This is a genomic window from Candidatus Pelagibacter sp. PS_06 (assembly GCF_059418045.1).
The window spans coordinates 198,890-219,264 of sequence record NZ_CM182078.1; the positions used below are offsets into that span (position 1 = coordinate 198,890).

Genomic DNA, 20,375 nt, shown 5'->3' on the forward strand with positions numbered 1-20,375 from the left:
ATCATGAAATTAACAAAAGAACAGTCAGACGAAATAAAAAATCAACAAAGTCAGAGCAATCCAACAAAAAGAGTTACTGCTCCAGAGCTTGAAAAGATTCTATATGAAGCAATTCCAGCTTTAGACCATGGTTTTGTAAGAGTAATTGATTACATGGGTGATGACACATCTATAGTTCAATCAGCAAGAGTTTCTTATGGTAAAGGAACAAAACAAGTTTCAACTGATAAAGGTCTAATTAAATATTTAATGAGACATTGGCATAGCACACCATTTGAAATGTGCGAGGTAAAATATCATATCAAACTTCCTATATTTATCGCACGACAATGGATCAGACATAGAACAGCTAATGTGAATGAGTATTCTGCAAGGTATTCAATTTTAGATAAAGAGTTTTATTTACCCTCACAAGATAATTTAGCCGCTCAATCTACTAGTAACAGGCAAGGTAGAGGTGATGTTTTAGAGGGTGATCAAGCAAAAGAAGTTTTAGAACTTCTAAAAAATGATGCTGAGAGAACCTATGATAATTATGAGACAATGTTGAATGAAAGATTTGATGGTTCAACTATTGATGAAAATAAAAAAGGATTAGCAAGAGAACTTGCTAGAATGAATTTAACACTAAATACTTATACCCAGTGGTATTGGAAAACTGATTTATTAAACTTGATGAATTTTTTAAGATTAAGAGCCGATAGTCATGCCCAATATGAAATAAGAGTTTATGCAGATATCATGTTAGATACTGTTAAGAAATGGGTTCCAATAACCTATGATGCGTTCATGGATTACAGGGTTGGAGGCACTGAAGTTTCAGCAAAAGGAAAAGCAATTATACAAAAACTTATCAAAGGTGGAAACGTTGATGTAGAGAGCTCAGGACTTTCAAAGAGAGAGTGGAATGAGTTAATGATTGCTTTTGATCTTAAAGATAAGTTGATTTAATTTTATTCGCAAAATCTAAATAAATTTTAGAAATTTCGTGCTCAGGATTTGCTTCAACGATAGGTTTACCTTCATCTCCATTTTTTCCAACTTCAGGATTGATAGGAATTTCTCCTAAAAATTCTTTGTCAAATTCTTCTGCAGTTTTTCTAACACCACCCTCACCAAAAATTTTATATTTTTTGCCATCATCTCCAGTAAAATAGCTCATATTGTCTACTAAACCTAAAATTTTAACTCCAAGTTTATCAAACATTTTAATCCCTCTTTTAACATCTAATAAAGCCACTTCTTGAGGAGTGGATACAATTATTGCTCCATCCATTTTAATTTCTTGTGAAAAAGTTAATTGAGTGTCCCCAGTTCCTGGAGGCATATCAACAATAATAAAATCCAAATCTTTCCAATTAACTTTTTGAGTAAAAGTTTTGATAGCACTTGTAACCATAGGGCCACGCCAAATCATTGGAGTTTGTTGATCAGCTAAAAAACCAATGGACATGCATTGGATATCATATTTTGTAATAGGATCTAATTTTTGACCATCACTTTTTGGTTTTTCATTTATATCAAACATCTTTGGAATTGATGGACCGTAAATATCAGCATCCAATAAACCAACTTTACAACCAACTTGTTTTAAAGCTAACGCAAGATTCGTTGCAAATGTCGATTTTCCAACTCCTCCCTTCGCACTTGAAATTGCGATCGTAAATTTTGTTCCTAAGATAGGATTTTTTGTAAATTTTCTAGGCTCCAGCTTCTTTTTCATTGCGTCACTTAGTTCTGGCTTTTTGTCAGTCATATTTTCATCATTACTTGTTTTTTGTAATAAAGACACTATATACTTTGTCATATGTCAGACGATTTTAAAGGTAGAGGTGGAAGTCCATGGGGAACACCCCCAGGTGGAGGAGGAAATGGTTCAGGAAGAGGACCAACACCGCCAGACATAGATGCAATAATTAGAGATATTCAAAAAAAAATTAACAAATTTTTACCTGGTGGAAGCAAATCAGGTGGCAAACCAATTGGTTTAATTTTAATTGTTTTACTTTTTGTATGGTTAGCAAGTGGGCTATATAGAGTATTACCTGATGAACAGGGTGTAGTTTTAAGATTTGGTAAATTTATAAAAACAACTCAACCTGGTCTTAACTATCATATTCCTTTCCCAGTAGAGAGTGCTGAAACACCTAAGGTTACTAAAGTGAATAGAATGGATATTGGTTTTAGATCTGAGAGAGATAGTGGATTTTCTTCAGGCGGAAGTGTAGCAGATGTTCCTCAAGAAAGTTTAATGTTAACCGGGGATGAAAATATTGTGAACATAGATTTTTCAGTATTTTGGGTTATTAAAGATGCTGGCAAATTTTTATTTGAAATTCAAGATCCTGAAGGAACTGTAAAAGCTGCAGCAGAAACTGCAATGAGAGAAGTAATTGCTAAAAGTGATATTCAACCAATTTTAACTGAGGGAAGAGCAAAAATTGAAATTGAAACTCAAGAAATTATTCAATCAATATTAGACGAGTACAATAGTGGTATTCAAATCACCCAGGTACAAACTCAAAAAGCAGATCCACCTGATCAAGTAATTGATGCATTTAGAGATGTGCAAGCTGCAAGAGCAGATATGGAAAGATCTAAAAACGAAGCTGAAGCATATGCAAATGATGTTATCCCAAGAGCAAGAGGGGAAGCTGCAAAAATTTTACAAGCAGCAGAAGCATATAAACAAAAAGTTGTAGCATCAGCAGAAGGTGAAGCAAGTAGGTTCGTTTCAATTTTTAATGAGTACGATAAAGCAAAAGAAGTTACTCAAGAGAGAATGTATTTAGAGACAATGGAAAAAGTTTTAGCTGATATTGAAAAGGTAATTATTGAGAAAAATGCAGGATCAGGAGTAGTTCCTTATCTTCCATTACCAGAATTAGGTAAATCGAAAGCGAGCAATTAAATGAAAGTACAAAAAATATTATTACCAATAGTAGCGATATTAGGTGCTTTAGTATTCTTTTCAGTCTTTATTGTAAAAGAAGTTAATCAAGCAATTGTTCTACAGTTTGGTGATCCTAAAAAAATTATTATTGAACCAGGTATAAACTTTAAATTACCTTTTATTCAAAACGTTGTGTTTTTAGATAGTAGAATTTTAAATTTAGATACTCCACCTGCAGAGGTTATTGCATCTGACCAAAAAAGATTAATCGTAGATGCTTTTGCAAGATTTCAGATTACTGATCCTTTAAAATTTTATATTTCTGTTGGAAATGAAAGAGTTGCAAGATCAAGATTAGCAACCATCATAAACTCAAGAATTAGAAATGTATTAGGTCAACAAGAATTACAAACTTTATTATCAAAAGATAGATCTAAGCAAATGGCTTTAATTCAAGAAGGTGTGAATACAGAAGCTCAAAAGTTTGGTATTAAAATCGTTGATGTAAGAATTAAAAGAGCAGACCTTCCTCAAGCAAACAGTGATGCAATTTATAGAAGAATGCAAACTGAGAGAGAAAGAGAAGCCAAGGAATTTAGAGCACGAGGTGCTGAGATGGCAGTAACTATCACATCAACTGCAGATAAAGAAGTTTCAGTAATTTTAGCAAATGCTAATAAGGACTCAGAGATCATGAAGGGTGAAGGTGATGGTCAAAGAAATAAAATTTTTGCAGAAGCCTTTGGAAGAGATCCTGAATTCTTTGCATTTTATAGAGCAATGCAAGCATATGAAACGGCTTTAATTGGTGGAGATACATCATTAATATTGTCTCCTGATAGTCAATTTTTTAAGTTTTTTGGAAATATAAAACCTAAATCAGAATAACCTATTTTTATGAAGGAATTGATCATAGCATTTGGTCTCTTTCTTTTTATTGAAGGAATTTTGTATGCCATATTTCCATCAAAAATGAAAAGTATGTTAAAGAAATTAGAACTTGTAAATGATAGTCAATTAAGATTCGGTGGGCTAATTTTTGCAATTATAGGATTTGTAATTATTTATTATGTTAAAAGTTAGTATGAAAAAAATTAAGCTCGTAGTTTTAACATTTATTTTAGCTTTTAGTTTTTCAATTCAATCAAACTCAAAAACTGTACCAGCATCATTTGCAGATCTTGCAGAAAAACTAATGCCATCTGTAGTTAATATTTCAACTACGCAAACAGTAACTACAACTTCAAATCCATTTCCATTCACATTTCCACCAGGATCACCATTTGAAGATATGTTTAGAGAGTTTGGAACTCCTCAAGAGAGAAAATCATCAGCTCTTGGTTCAGGGTTTATCATTGATGAAAAGGGGATTGTTGTTACAAATAATCATGTTATCCAGGATGCAGAAGATATCATTGTAAGAGTGAATGGAGTTGAAGAATATAAAGCAAAAGTAATAGGTGCTGACCCTCTGTCAGATATTGCGGTGCTTCAGTTAGAAACAGACAATAAATTTACCCCAGTTCAATTTGGAGATTCTGATAAAGCTAGAATAGGAGATTGGGTGATTGCAATTGGAAATCCTTTCGGTTTAGGAGGAACAGTTACATCAGGAATTATTTCAGCAAGAAATAGATCAATTGGATTATCAAGATATGAAGATTATATACAAACTGATGCATCGATTAATTCAGGAAATTCTGGTGGCCCACTATTCGATATGAACGGTGATGTTATAGGAATTAACACAGCTATTCTTGGAAGAAATGGATCAATTGGAATTGGTTTTTCAATTCCAGCAAACAGCGCAAAAGTAGTAATTGATCAACTAATAGAATTTGGTGAAACCAAGAGAGGTTGGTTAGGAGTTAGAATTCAAGATGTTACACAAGAAATTGCAGATGTTGAAAGACTAGGAGAGCCAAGAGGAGCTTTAGTTGCAAGTGTTGCGGAAAATAGTCCGTCAGACAAAGGTGGCATAAAAGCAGGGGATATTATTCTTGAATTTAATGGAGTTAAAATAAATCAAATGAAAGAGTTGCCAGCAATTGTTGCAAAAACAAAAGTTGGAACAACAGTTAAAGTTAAAGTTTGGAGAAATAAAAAAGAATTAGTAAAAATTATTTTATTGGGAAGACTAGAGACTTCAGATGACTTTAAAGTAAGCGATAAAAAATCAAAACCTCCAAAAGATGTAATTATTGAAGATTTAAAGATTACAGTTAGAAAATTATCAAAAGAAGAAATTAAGAGCAGAAAATTACCCAATCAAACTTCAGGATTAGTAATCACCAAAGTAGGAAATACCAGTCCATTACTAAAATCAGTTGAAGCTAATAGCATCATCATTGAGGCGCAAAAAATAAAGATTAAAAATGCAAAAGATTTACAAAAAATAGTGAAGGATGTTTTAAAATCAAATCAAAAAACAATTTTACTTGCTATATATAATAATCAAAATCAAAGAAGATATATTGGTGTTAAGCTAGATTAATCATGGATTTAAAATCCAAGATTATTTTAGTTTCTGGACCAACTGCCTCAGGAAAATCAAACTTCTCAATTAAGTTAGCTAAGAAAGTAAATGGCGAGATTGTTAATGCAGATAGCATGCAGGTTTACAAAGAATTGAAAATTTTATCTGCTAGACCTAGTCCTAAAGAGTATCAAAAAATTAAACACCATCTGTATGGTTTTCATAGTGTCAAAAAAAATTTTTCGACTGGAGATTGGCTGAAAATTGCGATTAAAAAAGTTAAGGAAATAAACAAAAGAAAAAAAATACCAATTTTTGTTGGAGGAACTGGATTATATTTTAAAGCTTTAACAGATGGATTGGTAAATATTCCAAATATTCCAATTAGATATAGAAACAATATAAGAGATTTGCAAAAAAAGTTGGGACAGCAAAAATTTTATCAAAAATTGATTAAGCTTGATCCAGGCTCAAAAGAAAATATCAACCCAACAGATACCCAAAGATCAATTAGAGCTTATGAGGTAATGCATTTTACAAAAAAACCTCTTCATGATTGGTTTCAAAATACAAAATCATATTTTAATAAAGATGATTTTTTAAAAATTTATATTGATTATCCTCGTGATGAACTCATCCAAAGAATTGGTAAAAGGGTAGAAAAAATGATTAAGCTTGGAGCAGTTCAAGAAGTTAGAAAATTTGTTAAATTAAAAGTAAGAAAAGATAAGAGCGTCAATAAAGCCATCGGTATCAATGAGATAAAAGAATATCTGAAGGACAAAAAAGATATGTCGGATGTTATTGAAAAAATATCAATAAAAACTAGACAATACGCTAAAAAACAAAGCACTTGGGCACGAGGTAACATGAAGAGTTGGCTAAAATTTCACCCTCAAGACTTAAATAAATATTTAAAAAAAATTAAATAATTCATACTAAAACTTGACCAATCAGTGCAACTTCAGCTAGATTGCACAATGCCAAAATTATATACAGGAGCAGAGATAGTATTTAAATGCCTTGAAGAGCAAAAGGTAAGCCATATTTTTGGTTATCCTGGTGGAGCAGTTCTACCTATTTATGATGAACTTAAAAATCATTCTTCAGTAAAACATATTTTAGTAAGACACGAACAAGGAGCAGGTCACGCAGCAGAAGGTTACGCAAGATCTTCCGGTAAGCCTGGAGTTGTTTTGGTTACCTCAGGACCTGGTGCAACAAATGTTGTTACTGCATTAACAGATGCATACATGGACTCGGTACCATTAGTTTGTATTTCGGGACAAGTACCAACTCATTTAATTGGAACCGATGCTTTTCAAGAATGTGACACAACAGGAATTACAAGACCATGCACAAAACATAATTGGTTAGTAAAAGATATAAAAGACCTTCAAAGAATAATGCATGAAGCATTTGAAGTTGCAACTACTGGAAGACCTGGACCAGTTTTAGTTGATATTCCAAAAGATATCCAATTTGCAAAAACAAAATATGTTTCACTTAAAAAAGAAAAAAAAATAGAAACTAAAAACAAAAATAGATTTAACCAAAAAGAAATTGATCAATTAATTGAGTTAATGAACAAAGCCTCTAAACCAATTTTTTATACTGGTGGTGGTGTTGTAAATTCTGGGCCAAAAGCAAGTGAACTTTTAAGAGAATTAGTTGCTCTCACTGGTTTTCCAGTTACATCAACTCTTCAAGGATTAGGCTCTTACCCTGGTGAGGATAGTCAATTTTTAGGTATGCTTGGAATGCATGGAACTTATGAAGCTAACAATGCAATGCATGATTGTGATTTACTAATTAATATTGGTGCAAGATTTGACGATCGTATTACAGGTAAAATTGATGAGTTTTCACCTAAATCAAAAAAAGTCCATATTGATATTGACCCTTCATCTATTAATAAAATTATAAAAGTAGATTTAGCAATTGTTGGAGATGTAGCTGATGTTATTAAATCAACAACTAAAACTTTAAAGAAGAAAAATTTAAATTTAGAAAAATCAAATAAACAAAAAATTTCAAAATGGTGGCAACAAATTCAAAAGTGGAGAACTAAACAATCTTTAAACTTTGTTAATAGTGATAAAATAATTAAACCACAACATGCAGTCCAAAGACTTTATGAGTTAACAAAAAACCAAGATACTTTTATTACAACGGAGGTTGGTCAGCACCAAATGTGGGCTGCTCAACACTATAAATTTAACAAACCTAATAGATGGATGACCTCAGGAGGTCTGGGTACTATGGGTTATGGTTTGCCAGCTGCAATTGGTGTTCAGGTAGCAAATCCAAATAAATTAGTAGTTGATATTGCAGGAGAAGCTTCAATTTTAATGACTATGCAAGAGATCTCAACGGCAATTCAATACAACCTTCCAATAAAAATTTTCATTTTAAACAACCAATATATGGGGATGGTTAGACAGTGGCAGGAGTTACTTCATGAAAAAAATTATTCAGAAAGTTATTCTGAGGCCTTACCTGATTTTGTAAAATTAGCAGAAGCATATGGGTGCATTGGTATAAGAGCTGAACATCCTGATGAATTAGATGAAAAAATTGAGGAAATGATCCATGTTGATAAGCCAGTTATCTTCGATTGTCATGTTGATCAAGCAGAAAACTGTTTTCCAATGATCCCATCAGGAAAACCACATAATCAAATGTTGTTAGGTCCAAAAGACCAAGAAGAAAATAAAATTACAGGTAAGGGAAAAGCGTTAGTTTAAATGCCAAAATCTAAATCAGCATACAGCACCCCAACTAAAGTTAGTAAATTAGAAACCCACATAATTGTGGTTTGGGTTGATAATGAAGCAAGTGTTTTATCAAGAGTGGTAGGCCTTTTTTCTGGAAGAGGTTATAACATCGAGTCTCTAGCAGTAGCAGAAGTTGATCAAAAAAATAACCTTTCAAGAATCACTATCGTTACAACAGGAACCCCTGAAGTAATTGAACAAATTGTTCTTCAATTAAAAAAATTAGTGCCTGTTCATAAAGTGGGGAATTTTAAAAGAGAAGATAAAAATGTAATATTTAAAGAAATGGCACTATTTAAAGTAGTTGGAAATTCAGCTAAAATAAATAAAGTTTTAAATGCTTGTAAAAAATTCAATCCAGTTATATTAGATCAAACAAAGAAATCTGCTGTAATTCAAATTACAGCACTTAGAAGAGAAATTGATAAAATGGCAAAAAATTTAAAATCGCACGGTCTTATAAGTGTCTCAAGAACCGGAGCGGTTGCAATGACCAGAGGCGCTGAAATATTTAACTAATTAATTAAGGAGATAAAAAATGAAAATGTTTTATGAAAAAGATGCAGATGTTGAACTTATTAAAGGAAAAAAAATTGCAATTTTTGGTTATGGTAGTCAAGGACATGCCCATGCTTTAAACTTAAAAGATAGTGGAGTTAAAGAAATAGTTGTTGCTTTAAGAGAAGGATCTTCAAGCGTAGCCAAAGCTGAGTCTAAAGGTTTAAAAGTTATGAATTTATCTGATGCAGCTGCTTGGGCAGATGTAGTAATGATTTTAACTCCAGATGAATTGCAAGCTGAGATTTACAAAAACCATATTGAACAAAGAGTAAGAGAAGGAACAAGTATTGCATTTGCTCACGGACTAAATGTTCATTATGACTTAATTAAAGCAAGAAAAGATTTAGATGTATTTATGGTTGCTCCAAAAGGACCTGGTCACTTAGTTAGAAGTGAATATGAAAAAGGAGGTGGAGTTCCATGTTTGTTTGCTGTCCATCAAGATGGCTCAGGTAAAGCAAGAGATTTAGCTTTATCATATGCATCAGCAGTAGGTGGTGGAAGATCTGGAATAATTGAGACTACATTTAAAGATGAAGTTGAAACAGACTTATTTGGAGAACAAACTGTTTTATGTGGTGGCTTAGTTGAGTTGATTAAAAACGGATACGAAACTTTAACTGAAGCAGGTTACGAACCAGAGATGGCATATTTTGAAACTGTTCATGAAGTTAAATTGATTGTTGATTTAATTTATGAAGGTGGAATTGCAAATATGAACTATTCTATTTCTAATACTGCGGAGTATGGTGAATATGTTTCAGGTCCTAGAATTGTCAATAAAGAGGAAACTAAAAAAAGAATGAAAGAAGTTTTGACAGACATCCAATCAGGGAAATTTACTAAAGAGTGGATGGATGAATGTAAAAATGGTCAAAAAAACTTTCTTGCAACTAGAGCAAAATTAGCTGAGCATTCAGTGGAAAAAGTGGGTGCAGAACTTAGAGCTATGATGCCATGGATTGGTAAGAAAAAATTAGTAGATAGTGATAAAAGCTAATTTTTAATCAAAGACCCAAAACGGTAGATAATTATAACTAAAATTTAACATTTATTTTGCAATCTCTCCCATAGATTGTATTATAAATTTTTCTATTAATTATAGTTATGAGCAATAAAGATAAAGTTTTTATATTCGATACAACCATGCGCGACGGTGAGCAATCACCAGGAGCGTCTATGAGTTTGGAAGAAAAAATTCAAATTGCAAGAGTATTTGATGAATTAGGTATTGATATTATTGAAGCTGGTTTTCCAATTGCATCTCCTGGAGATTTTGAAGCTGTTTCAGAAGTAAGTAAAATTTTAAAAAATTCTATTCCAGCAGGTCTTTCTAGACACTCAGTAAAAGATATTGATAGAGCATATGAAGCATTAAAACATGCCCCAAGATTTAGAATTCATACTTTTATTTCAACAAGTCCTTTACACATGAAGCACAAACTTAATATGTCACCAGAGGATGTTTACGAGTCGATTGGAAAGCATGTTTCTTATGCAAGAAAATTTACTGATGATGTTGAGTGGTCTTGCGAAGATGGAACAAGAACAGATATGGATTATATGTGCAAAACAGTTGAGCTTGCTATTAAAAGTGGGGCAACTACAATAAATATTCCAGATACAGTTGGCTATACGATACCATCTGAGTTTACAAATATAATAGAAACATTATTTAATAAAGTTCCAAATATTGACAAAGCAATTCTATCTACACATTGTCATAATGATTTAGGACTAGCAGTTGCAAACTCATTAGCTGGTGTTCAGGCAGGTGCTAGACAAATTGAATGTACAATAAATGGTTTAGGGGAAAGAGCAGGTAATGCTGCATTAGAAGAAGTTGTAATGGCAATTAAAACAAGACCAGATTTAATGCCTTATGACACAGGAATTAATACAACACTGTTAAACAAAGCATCAAAAATTGTATCTAATGCAACTGGTTTTCCTGTTCAATATAATAAAGCAATTGTGGGTAAAAATGCTTTTGCTCACGAGGCAGGAATTCATCAAGATGGAATGTTAAAAAATCGACAAACCTATGAAATCATGACACCTGAGAGTGTTGGAGTTAAACAAACTTCTTTAGTCATGGGTAAACATTCTGGAAGACATGCATTTAAAGATAAGATGAATAGTTTAGGTTATCCTAATCTTACCGATGATGTTGTCAGTAATGCATTTGCAAAGTTTAAAGTTTTAGCAGATAAGAAAAAACATGTTTATGATGAAGACATTATAGCGTTAGTAGATGATAGCTTAATTGTTGATAATAAAGTTAATGCAATCAATTTAAAATCATTAAAGGTTTTTGCAGGTACAGGTGAACCACAAAAAGCAGAAATGACTTTAGATGTATATGGGGATATAAAACAAGCTTCAGAAACAGGTGATGGACCAGTTGATGCTATATTTAAATGTATTAAAGCTCTTTATCCACATGACGTTAATTTACAACTTTATCAAGTTCACGCGGTCACAGAGGGAACAGACGCACAGGCAACAGTGAGTGTTAAAATTGAGGAAAAAGGAAAAACAACAGTAGGTCAAGCAGCTGATACCGATACATTAGTTGCGTCAGCTAATGCTTATATTAATGCATTAAATAAAATGATTATTAAACGTGATAAAACAGCTCCAATGGAGCAAGAAAATCAAAAAGTGAGAGGTATATAAATGGGTTTATTTAGTAGAATTAAAAAAATTTGGAGTCAAGACATGGCAATTGATCTTGGAACCGCTAACACACTAGTTGTTTTAAAAGGTCAAGGAGTAGTTTTAAATGAACCCTCTGTTGTTGCAATAGTTGATCAAAACGGAAAAAAAAATGTTTTAGCTGTTGGTGATGAAGCAAAAACTATGCTGGGAAGAACTCCTGGAAACATAAGTGCAATTAGACCATTGAGAGATGGTGTGATAGCAGATTTTATTGTTACAGAAGAAATGATTAAACATTTCATTAGAAAAGTTCATAAAGGAAGTACATTTGCAAATCCTAGAATTTTGATCTGTGTTCCAACAGGTTCAACACCAGTAGAGAGAAAAGCAATTCAAGATAGTGCATTAGCTGCTGGTGCAAGAAGAGTTCAATTAATTGAAGAACCAATCGCTGCTGCTATTGGAGCAGGACTCCCAATTTCTGAAGCAACAGGTTCTATGATTATTGATATTGGAGGTGGTACTAGCGAGATTGCTGTGATGTCATTAGGAGGATTAGTTTACTCTAAATCTTTAAGAGTAGCGGGTGATGCAATGGATGAAGCAATAGTTAATTATATGCGAAAAGAATATAATTTATTAATAGGTGACAGTACTGCAGAAAAAATTAAAAAAGAAATGGGTACTGCGTTAGCAACTGGAAAAAATACTTATCCTGTTAAAGGTAGAGATCTTAGATCAGGTACTCCAAAAGAAGTAAATATTACAGAGGAAGATACTGCAGAGGCATTAAACGATATCATGAAAGAAATGATTAATGCTATTAAACAAGCTTTAGAAAACACTCCACCAGAATTATCAGCTGACTTAGTTGATATGGGATTAACCTTAACCGGTGGTGGAGCTTTATTAAAGAATATTGATAAAAGATTTTCAAAAGAAACAGGACTACCAGTTCATGTTGCGGAAGATCCATTATCTTGTGTTGCTATTGGAACTGGAAAAGCATTAGATCAAGATGAAACATTCTCTGCTATGTTATCTGAATACTAAGATCAATGGCTGTAATCAGAGATGATTTTGTAATTGCAATTAGATCAGCTTTTTTAAAAAAAAGTTATCAACAAAAATTTTCATTATTAACTCTATTATTTTTATCAGTTGTTATAATAGTATTAGGAAGCTTTAATTTTAAACCTATTCAATATGTCAAAATAGGTATTAAAGAAATTGTTTATCGTTCATCATTTATAATTTCAATTCCAGAGAATTATTTTAAAAATTTGAGTATTAAACTAAATGAACATTTAAGTCTTTATGATCAATTTAAAAAAAATGAGACTGAATTAAAAAATTTAAAAGAAAAAAAATTAAATAATGACTTTTTAATTTTAGAAAATAAAAAATTAAGAAAGCTGATTAATGAAACACTTCAGTCAGAGGATTTGTATGCAAAGGTTTTAGTTGATAAAAATAGTCCTTATTTAAAATCGATCATCTTAAACAAAGGCTCAAAAGATAATGTTAAAATTGGTATGGCAATAGTAGATAGTAGCTACTTAGTAGGTAAGATAATTGAAGTAAATTATACCAATTCAAGAGCATTATTACTGTCTGATTTAAATAGTAAAATTCCAGTTCTATTAGAACCTGTAGATATTCATGCTGTGGTGTCTGGCACTGGAAGTAATCATGGAGTGATTGAGTATACAAAAGATGATTATGATCAAAAAATAAAAAACAAACAAATTATTGTTTATACCTCTGGTTATGGAGGTTTATTTAAACCTGGTTTACCCGTGGGTAAATTGATTAATGATAATAAAACTAATAAAAATATTGTAAGTTTTTATTCTGATTTTAGACAACTAGATTATGTAAAAATTGTTTCTTATGATATTGGGAGTGGAAATTAATGTCGTCACTCAATAAAAATGATCTTATAAAATCACTATTGTTTTATCTCCCTATATTTTTTTTATTTGTATCTGTATTAAATGAAATTGATTTAAATTATCTGGAAATTGAATTTTTTTCTTTTAACTTTGTTCATATTTTAATTTTTTACTGGACATTAAAAAATCCAAGGTATTTGAGCTATGGTTCAATATTTTTAGCAGGTATAGTCAATGATGTGGTAGTTGGTTTGCCTATGGGTGTTAGTAGTTTTTGTTATCTGCTAATCTGTGCTGTTACTGCATATTTAAGAAATATAACAATTACACCAAATTTTATAAATGATTGGATATCATTATTATTTACAATTTTATTAATTAATTCAATTCAAGTTATAGGTTTAGATTTTATATTCTCAATTGAAGTTGATTATATGCAATATTTGGTAAATTCAGGGTTCACTTTTATTTTTTATCCAATATTTTTATTTCTATTTAATATCATTGAAAAAAAAATCAAAATTCAAAAAAATGATTAAAGGAAATTTTACAATAAGAAAATCAGACATCATAAACAGACGAATGTTCATCATTGGTACTGCAAAATTAATTATTTTTGGCGGATTAATTGCTCGTTTATTTTCACTTCAAATAAATGAAAATAAAAGATACTTAACATTATCTGACAAAAATAGAATAAGGGAGTGGAAACTACCTCCTACAAGAGGCAACATTACAGATTATTTTGGAAATATAATTGCAGGAAATTTAAAAGTATATCAATTACATATTATTCCCGAGCAAGTAGAAAGCTTCAATTATCTACTCTCAAGATTAAAAGTTATTTTAAATCTAAGTATAAAAAGAATTGAAAAGATTAAAAAAGAAAGAAAACAATTAAAACCTTGGGAAAGTTTAATTGTATCAGAAAATTTAACTTGGGATCAATTTTCTAAAATTAATAATTATTTATATGAATTAGCAGGGGTCAAACCTGTTATGACTATTTCCAGAGATTATCCGTTTAGTGATATTTATACTCATGTACTAGGATATGTCAGTCAACCCAATGAAGACGACATTTTGTCTAATAAAGTTATTCAAGACAAATTTGTTCCAGGAATAAAAGTTGGAAAGTTAGGACTGGAGAAAACCTTAGAAAATGACTTAATTGGTGTAAATGATATCCAAAGATATGAAGTAAACGCTTATGGCAAAAGAATTAACCAACTTGAATATCAAAAAGGTAAACAAGGTTCAAAAATAAGGATAACACTTGATACAGAAGTTCAAAAATTATCTGCTGAACTACTTGAAGGAAAAGCTGGATCAATAAGTGTGATGGATATTTATTCAGGTGAGGTGATTGCTATGTATTCTTCTCCATCCTATAACCCAAATTCATTTTTATTTGGTATAAGTAAAGATGAGTGGCAATTAATTAGAAATAATCCATTAAAGCCGTTAATTAATAAAACCCTATCTGGACTTTATTCTCCTGGATCAACCATTAAACCAATTGTTGCTTTGTCAGCTTTAGAAAATGAAATTATCGATTCTAAATTCAAAGTTCATTGCAAAGGTAAAATGGAACTATATGGCCAAACATTTCACTGCTGGAAAGAAAAAGGACATGGATATGTCAGTTTAAATAATGCTATGAAACAATCTTGTGACACTTATTTTTACGAAGTTGCAAGAAAACTTGGTGTAGATCGACTTAAAATTACTGCTGATAAATTTGGTTTAGGAAAAAAAGTTCTTGGTGAGTATTTTGAAAATGAAAAAGCAGGACAGTTTCCAGATACTAAATGGAAAATAAATAAGCTTGGTAAAGGTTGGGTGTTAGGTGAAACTTTAATTACTGGTATTGGACAAGGGTATACTCAAACAACTCCTATTCAACTTTGTTTAATGACAGCACAAATCGCAAATGGTGGTTATAAAATTCAACCTAAAATTTTAACAGACGATAATCAATTAACATCTGAACAAGTTAAAAAGGCTATGCAAGATAGTAAATCAAATGATTTTTACCAGCCATTATATGATGATCAAAAAAATATTAGAATAGTTCAAGAAGCAATGTTTAGTTCAACTAATGAATTAATGGGGACTTCTTATAGGTCCAGAATAGATGATCCAAAATATCAGTTTGCAGGCAAAACTGGAACTGCTCAAGTGAAACGTATTAGTAAAAGAGAGAGAGAACTTGATCTTAAAACTTTTCAAATACCTTACGAGGAAAGAGATCATGCTTTATATGTAGCATATGGCCCATATAGAAATCCGAGATATGCGGTAAGTATAATAGTTGAACATGGGGGCTCAGGTAGTACTGCAGCAGCACCAATGGCAACAGAATTATTTAAGCTAATAGTAGATCGACACCAATATAGAAAAAAATTACCAGATTTTAAAGAATTTAGTATTTAGATGTATCATTATAGCAGATTAAATTCAGATCAAAGTTTTTTTCAAAAAATTAAAAATTTAGATTATATTTTATTATTTTGTATCCTTGCATTATCGACATTAAGTTTTTTTATAATGTATTCTACTGATGGAGGTGAATTTCTTTATCATTCTAAAAGTCATTTAACTAAATTAGTTACTTTTTTTATTTTGATGCTAGTAATTTCTTTCTTTAATATAAAATTTTGGCATTTGTGCTCTTATTTTTTATATATAGCAATTATTCTATTACTTATTTGGGTTTCCGTTTATGGATTAAAAATATCTGGGTCACAACGATGGATTGATTTGTATTTTTTAGTTTTACAACCATCTGAATTGATGAAAATAGGAATTATTTTATGTCTGGCTAAATACTATCATCGAGTAAGCATCGAAAAAGTAAATTCATTTTTAAGTATTTCCATTGCATTATCTATAATTTTGATCCCAATATTTTTTGTACTATCTCAGCCTGATCTTGGAACGTCCATTTTAATAGTCACAAGTGGATTAATCGTATTGTGGCTGGGAGGTGTAAAAATCAAGTATTTTTTTATCTCATTTATAACTTTTTTAATTTCATTGCCTTTTATAATTACTTCTTTAGAACCTTATCAAAAGTTAAGAATTTTAACATTTTTAAACCCCGATCGAGATCCTCTAGGAGCTGGTTATCAAATTATTCAGTCTAAAATTGCAATAGGATCGGGTGGATTTTCAGGCAAAGGTTTTTTACAAGGAACGCAAAGCTATCTAGATTTTCTACCGGAAAAACATACTGATTTTATTTTTACTTTATTTTCAGAAGAGTTTGGATTTGTTGGTTCAGTTGGACTTTTATTATTATATACAATTATAATTTTAAGAATTATTCAAATAGGGTCTATCTCTAGAAGTAATTTTGCAAGACTTTTTTGTTTTGGTTTTGCATTTGCAATTTTTATCTACATTACTGTTAATTTATCTATGGTATTAGGATTACTACCAATAGTTGGCTCGCCACTTCCAATAATGTCTTATGGAGGATCCTCAATGCTTGCGACAATGATTGGTTTTGGCATTGTAATGAGTGCTAAAGTTCACAATCAACAAACTATAGCTTAAAATAATTCTAATATAAATTGTGTATAATATGTCACTTCTAAATGTCATAATTTAATCTATATAAGTTCGATATGAATAAAAATATCAAGGTTGGAATTGTTGGTGCTGGAATACAAGGGGTATCGAATGCTTTGTTTTTACAAAAAAAAGGATTTAATGTAACAATATTTGATAGAGATAATCCTGGTGCACAAGCTGCCTCTTATGGAAATGCAGGCCACTTTTCACCTTATGCCTCAGTTCCTCTAAACCGTCCTGATGTTTTAGCGGATGTACCCTCAATGTTAATGAACTCTTCAGGACCTTTAGCATTAAAATGGAATTACGTTCCAAAAATGATCCCATGGTTTTTAAAATTTATCATGAACTCAACAACAAAAAAAATGATGCACACTGCAAAAAATATGCATCAAATTTTAGATTTAGCATTGCCAGCTTATGATGAATTATTTGATGAAATTGATTTAGAAGGTTTAGTTGAAAATAAAGGAATTCTTTATATTTGGAATGATCAAGATTTAAAGAGCAGGGAGCTAGAAATTAAAATTAGAGAAGAGCTAGGTGTTGAGCAACAGTTAGTTAATAAAGCAGAAATTCATGACCTTGAACCACATATTCAACCTTTTTATCATGCAGGTGTTTATTATCCTTATGCAAGACATGCAAGAAATCCAAAAAAAATTCTTTTAAAACTTTTTGATTTATTTTTAAAAAAAGGTGGAAAATTTAACAAATTAAATATTAAAAATATTAATTTTGATGAAGAAAAACCAGTTTTTAAAACTGAAAGTCAAAGTTTCATCTTTGATAAAGCAGTAATTGCCTGCGGTGCTTTTTCAAAAAAATTAACTGATAATCTTGATGAGAGAATACCCCTTGATACCGAAAGAGGTTATCATGTTCATTTTAAAGGATGCGATCATATGTTAAATAGACCAGTAATTTTTTCTAACAGAGGCTTTGGAATAACGCCCATGGAACAGGGTTTAAGAGTAGTTGGAACTGTTGAATTTGGGGGTTTAGATAATCCACTGTCAAAGTCTAGAGTTAAAAACTTAATAAATAATGCAAAATATATGTTGGGAGATTTACCAGAGCATGAAGATGAATGGTTAGGATTTAGGCCATCTTTACCTGATTTTCTTCCAGTAATGGGTCCTTCTAAAAACCACAAAAATATTTTTTATTGTTTTGGTCACCACCACTTAGGTTGGACCTTAGGGCCTATCTCAGGAAAAATAATTTCTGGAATGATTGCTAATGAAAATACTAATCTTAATTTAAAACCTTACAGCTCACTTAGATTTTCTTAATTTTTAGAATCTAAAACTACAATAGTTAAATCATCTTTTTGTTTATATTTAGCACTCATTACATTATCGATGATTAATTTAAGTCTTTCATTGTTAGGTTTATCTTTAAATTTATTGATATAATTTTGGAAACCCTCTGAACCTAGCTCTTCACCTTGAGGATTCTTAATTTCAGTAATTCCATCTGTAAAAATGTACATCGAAGAATTTTCAAACTTTACTTTATATTCTTGATATTTTGTTTTTTTGATAATTCCTAGAGGAGGTCCGGCTTCATTAAAATTTGAAAACTCATTTTTATCATTTAAAATTATTGGTGGTTCATGGCCAGCATTTGCAAGTAATAATTCTTTAGTATTGCTATCGTAGATTCCAATTAACATTGTAACAAACATTCCTCTTGAAATTGTCTCACATATTTCATCGTTAAGTTGTATTAATAGATCTGCAGGAGAAAAATTAGTTTTGCTAAGACAACTGTATAAACTTGAAGCTTTAGACATTAATAAAGATGACTTAATTCCTTTACCTGATACATCTGCTACGCCAAATCCATATTTACCATCACCCAGGTCACTAAAATTATAAAAATCTCCTGAGATTACTTTTGCAGGAATATTTATCCCAGCTAACGGAAAAGGCTCTTTCTTATTAGAGGATAAAAGAGATTTTTGAATTTCACCTACAATCTCTACTTCTTTTTGCATTTTATTTTGCTCAATCATTTCCTGAGCCATTTTTGCATTTCTAATTGCAAGTGCGGCAGGTGTTGATAGTAACTCTAAAAGCTTTCTATCATCTTCTTTAAATAATTTATCATTAGTTTTTTTATTTAAACAATGAATAACTCCAATACAATTATTGGCCGCAATGAGAGGAGAGCATAAAACTGAAAAAGTTGTAAAATTTGTTTTATTATCAAGATCAAAATAAAACTCAGCTATTTCTCGTACATCTTTTCTAACATCCCCAACTCTAATGCATTTCTTTTGTTCTACAGCTTTTCCCATTACTCCATCTTTTAAATCGAGTTGATATTCATCTAAATGGTCTTGATTTTGTGATGCGATACATTCAAACTTTTTTGTTTTATTGTTGATTAAAAAAATATTTGCAGCTTGAGCATTCAATCTATCAATAATTAGCTTTAAAGCTGTGTTTAAGGTTTCATCTAAATCAAGAGACATTGCAAACTCTTGGTTCATTTTATTAATTATTTGCAAATCAATATTATCTTGAGACACCTCGCTGTCTTTTGATGGCTCTGGTTTATTTGTTTTAAAAAAAAGCATTTTATTAGCTAGTATTTTAACCTCTTTTTGATAAATTTATCAAACATGGAAATTATATTTTATACACCAAACTTATATATTCATTTGCATGACGCAGTAGTGATTGTTCAATTTCTAATAGATGGTTTTGTTGAATTATCAAGTCAATTTAAAATATAATTAAAAAAATTTCAGTGGATCTCATATTTATTATTGTAATTGGAGCTCTTTGGGGCAGTTTTGCTAATGTTTGTATTTATAGATTGCCTCTTGAAAAAGGAGTGGTATCTGGCAGATCTTTTTGCCCTAAATGTAAAAAACAAATTAATTGGTACGATAATATCCCAGTTTTATCTTATTTATTAATTCAAGGAAAATGCAGGAAATGTAAGAAAAAAATTTCATTTCAATATCCACTTGTAGAGACAATAAGTGCTTTTATTTTTTTGATAATTTATACCTTATATGGAATATCTTTAACCACACCGTTGTTAATTATTTTAGGCTTATCATTTCTTATAATTTTTTTTATAGATTTAAAACATTTTATAATTCCTGATAGTTTAACTTTTCCAATGATGTTTTTAGGATTTGTTAAATCATTTGATCCAAATTTAAACGACTTATTTCCTAATTATATTCATTCTCTGATTGGAGGAATTTTTGGATATGGAATTATTTGGTCAATTATATTTTTATACAAAGTAATAAGAAATAGAGAAGGAATGGGTTTAGGGGATGCGAAATTATTAGCAGTTATTGGTTTTTGGTTTGGCTGGATTTCAATACCATTTGTAATATTTATTTCTTCCGTAGTTGCACTTATAACAGTTACACCAAGTTTGATGAATAAAAGTAAAAAACTTACCTCAGAAATTCCCTTTGGTCCTTTTATTATTATAGGATGTATTGTGTATATTATTTTTATTGAACAGTTTAAGATTATGTTTTTTTAACTAGCTATAAT

The 20,375-nt window shown here is 30.8% G+C and carries 19 protein-coding genes; 17 read left to right on the forward strand and 2 right to left on the reverse strand.

Features of this window, described 5'->3' with window-relative positions:
• The first annotated feature begins 3 nt into the window (after window positions 1–3).
• The gene (gene thyX / locus AC5SLZ_RS01040; RefSeq protein WP_494615798.1) at window positions 4–951 is read left to right on the forward strand and encodes an FAD-dependent thymidylate synthase; all 948 of its coding nucleotides are present in this window, start codon (window positions 4–6) and stop codon (window positions 949–951) included.
• Here thyX and AC5SLZ_RS01045 read toward each other — a convergent pair.
• Complete coding sequence (locus AC5SLZ_RS01045; RefSeq protein ID WP_494615799.1) at window positions 932–1,807, reverse strand: Mrp/NBP35 family ATP-binding protein; 876 nt, start codon at window positions 1,805–1,807, stop codon at window positions 932–934. The genes thyX and AC5SLZ_RS01045 overlap by 20 nt on opposite strands.
• On the opposite strand from AC5SLZ_RS01045, the gene hflK reads away from it, so the two are divergent.
• The 15 genes from hflK (at window position 1,808) to AC5SLZ_RS01120 (ending at window position 18,137) form a co-directional block, all read left to right on the forward strand.
• Complete coding sequence (hflK, locus tag AC5SLZ_RS01050; RefSeq protein WP_494615801.1) at window positions 1,808–2,911, forward strand: FtsH protease activity modulator HflK; 1,104 nt, start codon at window positions 1,808–1,810, stop codon at window positions 2,909–2,911.
• Entirely contained in the window at window positions 2,912–3,781 is an 870-nt protein-coding gene (gene hflC / locus AC5SLZ_RS01055; RefSeq protein WP_494615802.1) for a protease modulator HflC, read from the forward strand.
• A 9-nt stretch (window positions 3,782–3,790) separates the two neighbouring features.
• Window positions 3,791–3,976 carry a DUF2065 domain-containing protein gene (locus tag AC5SLZ_RS01060; RefSeq protein ID WP_494615803.1) on the forward strand — a complete coding sequence of 62 codons (186 nt, stop codon included), beginning with the start codon at window positions 3,791–3,793 and terminating at the stop codon, window positions 3,974–3,976.
• Between the two features lies 1 nt (window position 3,977).
• Window positions 3,978–5,387, forward strand: a complete 1,410-nt coding sequence (locus AC5SLZ_RS01065; RefSeq protein ID WP_494615804.1) for a Do family serine endopeptidase — start codon at window positions 3,978–3,980, stop codon at window positions 5,385–5,387.
• A gap of 2 nt (window positions 5,388–5,389) precedes the next feature.
• Complete coding sequence (gene miaA, locus AC5SLZ_RS01070; protein ID WP_028036352.1) at window positions 5,390–6,301, forward strand: tRNA (adenosine(37)-N6)-dimethylallyltransferase MiaA; 912 nt, start codon at window positions 5,390–5,392, stop codon at window positions 6,299–6,301.
• 48 nt (window positions 6,302–6,349) lie between these two features.
• On the forward strand, window positions 6,350–8,116 hold the full coding sequence (locus AC5SLZ_RS01075; protein WP_494615806.1) for an acetolactate synthase 3 large subunit: 1,767 nt from the start codon (window positions 6,350–6,352) through the stop codon (window positions 8,114–8,116).
• Window positions 8,117–8,665, forward strand: a complete 549-nt coding sequence (gene ilvN / locus AC5SLZ_RS01080; protein WP_494615807.1) for an acetolactate synthase small subunit — start codon at window positions 8,117–8,119, stop codon at window positions 8,663–8,665.
• A gap of 19 nt (window positions 8,666–8,684) precedes the next feature.
• On the forward strand, window positions 8,685–9,707 hold the full coding sequence (gene ilvC / locus AC5SLZ_RS01085) for a ketol-acid reductoisomerase (protein ID WP_297681748.1): 1,023 nt from the start codon (window positions 8,685–8,687) through the stop codon (window positions 9,705–9,707).
• A gap of 107 nt (window positions 9,708–9,814) precedes the next feature.
• Entirely contained in the window at window positions 9,815–11,386 is a 1,572-nt protein-coding gene (locus tag AC5SLZ_RS01090) for a 2-isopropylmalate synthase (protein ID WP_028036356.1), read from the forward strand.
• A complete protein-coding gene (locus AC5SLZ_RS01095) occupies window positions 11,387–12,421 on the forward strand; it encodes a rod shape-determining protein (protein WP_494615809.1) in 1,035 nt (344 codons plus the stop codon).
• 5 nt (window positions 12,422–12,426) lie between these two features.
• Window positions 12,427–13,284, forward strand: coding sequence for a rod shape-determining protein MreC (mreC, locus tag AC5SLZ_RS01100; RefSeq protein WP_494615810.1), 858 nt, complete (start codon window positions 12,427–12,429; stop codon window positions 13,282–13,284).
• Window positions 13,284–13,802: a rod shape-determining protein MreD gene (gene mreD, locus AC5SLZ_RS01105; RefSeq protein ID WP_494615811.1), complete on the forward strand. Its 519-nt coding sequence runs from the start codon at window positions 13,284–13,286 to the stop codon at window positions 13,800–13,802. The genes mreC and mreD overlap by 1 nt, the downstream gene beginning before the upstream one ends.
• Window positions 13,795–15,699, forward strand: a complete 1,905-nt coding sequence (gene mrdA, locus AC5SLZ_RS01110; protein ID WP_494615813.1) for a penicillin-binding protein 2 — start codon at window positions 13,795–13,797, stop codon at window positions 15,697–15,699. The genes mreD and mrdA overlap by 8 nt, the downstream gene beginning before the upstream one ends.
• Window positions 15,700–16,824 (forward strand): rod shape-determining protein RodA, encoded by a 1,125-nt coding sequence (gene rodA, locus AC5SLZ_RS01115; RefSeq protein ID WP_028036360.1) that lies wholly within the window; start codon window positions 15,700–15,702, stop codon window positions 16,822–16,824.
• Window positions 16,825–16,895: 71 nt separating this feature from the next.
• Window positions 16,896–18,137, forward strand: coding sequence for an NAD(P)/FAD-dependent oxidoreductase (locus AC5SLZ_RS01120; protein ID WP_494615814.1), 1,242 nt, complete (start codon window positions 16,896–16,898; stop codon window positions 18,135–18,137).
• Here the strand turns inward: AC5SLZ_RS01120 and AC5SLZ_RS01125 are convergent.
• Window positions 18,134–19,429, reverse strand: coding sequence for a GAF domain-containing SpoIIE family protein phosphatase (locus AC5SLZ_RS01125; RefSeq protein ID WP_494615815.1), 1,296 nt, complete (start codon window positions 19,427–19,429; stop codon window positions 18,134–18,136). The two genes, AC5SLZ_RS01120 and AC5SLZ_RS01125, sit on opposite strands and share 4 nt — an antisense overlap.
• A gap of 173 nt (window positions 19,430–19,602) precedes the next feature.
• Between AC5SLZ_RS01125 and AC5SLZ_RS01130 the strand changes: the two genes are divergently transcribed.
• Complete coding sequence (locus AC5SLZ_RS01130) at window positions 19,603–20,364, forward strand: prepilin peptidase (protein ID WP_494615816.1); 762 nt, start codon at window positions 19,603–19,605, stop codon at window positions 20,362–20,364.
• Window positions 20,365–20,375: the final 11 nt, after the last annotated feature.

Excerpts from the sequence above, each read along its gene's own strand:
- AC5SLZ_RS01075 (WP_494615806.1), top strand. The coding sequence starts at position 6,350 with ATGCCAAAATTATATACAGGAGCAGAGATAGTATTTAAATGCCTTGAA.
- AC5SLZ_RS01090 (WP_028036356.1), top strand. The coding sequence starts at position 9,815 with ATGAGCAATAAAGATAAAGTTTTTATATTCGATACAACCATGCGCGAC.
- ilvN (WP_494615807.1), top strand. The coding sequence starts at position 8,117 with ATGCCAAAATCTAAATCAGCATACAGCACCCCAACTAAAGTTAGTAAA.
- AC5SLZ_RS01045 (WP_494615799.1), bottom strand. The coding sequence starts at position 1,807 with ATGACAAAGTATATAGTGTCTTTATTACAAAAAACAAGTAATGATGAA.
- miaA (WP_028036352.1), top strand. The coding sequence starts at position 5,390 with ATGGATTTAAAATCCAAGATTATTTTAGTTTCTGGACCAACTGCCTCA.
- rodA (WP_028036360.1), top strand. The coding sequence starts at position 15,700 with ATGTATCATTATAGCAGATTAAATTCAGATCAAAGTTTTTTTCAAAAA.
- hflK (WP_494615801.1), top strand. The coding sequence starts at position 1,808 with ATGTCAGACGATTTTAAAGGTAGAGGTGGAAGTCCATGGGGAACACCC.
- mrdA (WP_494615813.1), top strand. The coding sequence starts at position 13,795 with ATGATTAAAGGAAATTTTACAATAAGAAAATCAGACATCATAAACAGA.
- mreC (WP_494615810.1), top strand. The coding sequence starts at position 12,427 with ATGGCTGTAATCAGAGATGATTTTGTAATTGCAATTAGATCAGCTTTT.
- AC5SLZ_RS01095 (WP_494615809.1), top strand. The coding sequence starts at position 11,387 with ATGGGTTTATTTAGTAGAATTAAAAAAATTTGGAGTCAAGACATGGCA.
- ilvC (WP_297681748.1), top strand. The coding sequence starts at position 8,685 with ATGAAAATGTTTTATGAAAAAGATGCAGATGTTGAACTTATTAAAGGA.
- AC5SLZ_RS01060 (WP_494615803.1), top strand. The coding sequence starts at position 3,791 with ATGAAGGAATTGATCATAGCATTTGGTCTCTTTCTTTTTATTGAAGGA.
- thyX (WP_494615798.1), top strand. The coding sequence starts at position 4 with ATGAAATTAACAAAAGAACAGTCAGACGAAATAAAAAATCAACAAAGT.
- AC5SLZ_RS01125 (WP_494615815.1), bottom strand. The coding sequence starts at position 19,429 with ATGCTTTTTTTTAAAACAAATAAACCAGAGCCATCAAAAGACAGCGAG.
- hflC (WP_494615802.1), top strand. The coding sequence starts at position 2,912 with ATGAAAGTACAAAAAATATTATTACCAATAGTAGCGATATTAGGTGCT.
- mreD (WP_494615811.1), top strand. The coding sequence starts at position 13,284 with ATGTCGTCACTCAATAAAAATGATCTTATAAAATCACTATTGTTTTAT.
- AC5SLZ_RS01065 (WP_494615804.1), top strand. The coding sequence starts at position 3,978 with ATGAAAAAAATTAAGCTCGTAGTTTTAACATTTATTTTAGCTTTTAGT.
- AC5SLZ_RS01120 (WP_494615814.1), top strand. The coding sequence starts at position 16,896 with ATGAATAAAAATATCAAGGTTGGAATTGTTGGTGCTGGAATACAAGGG.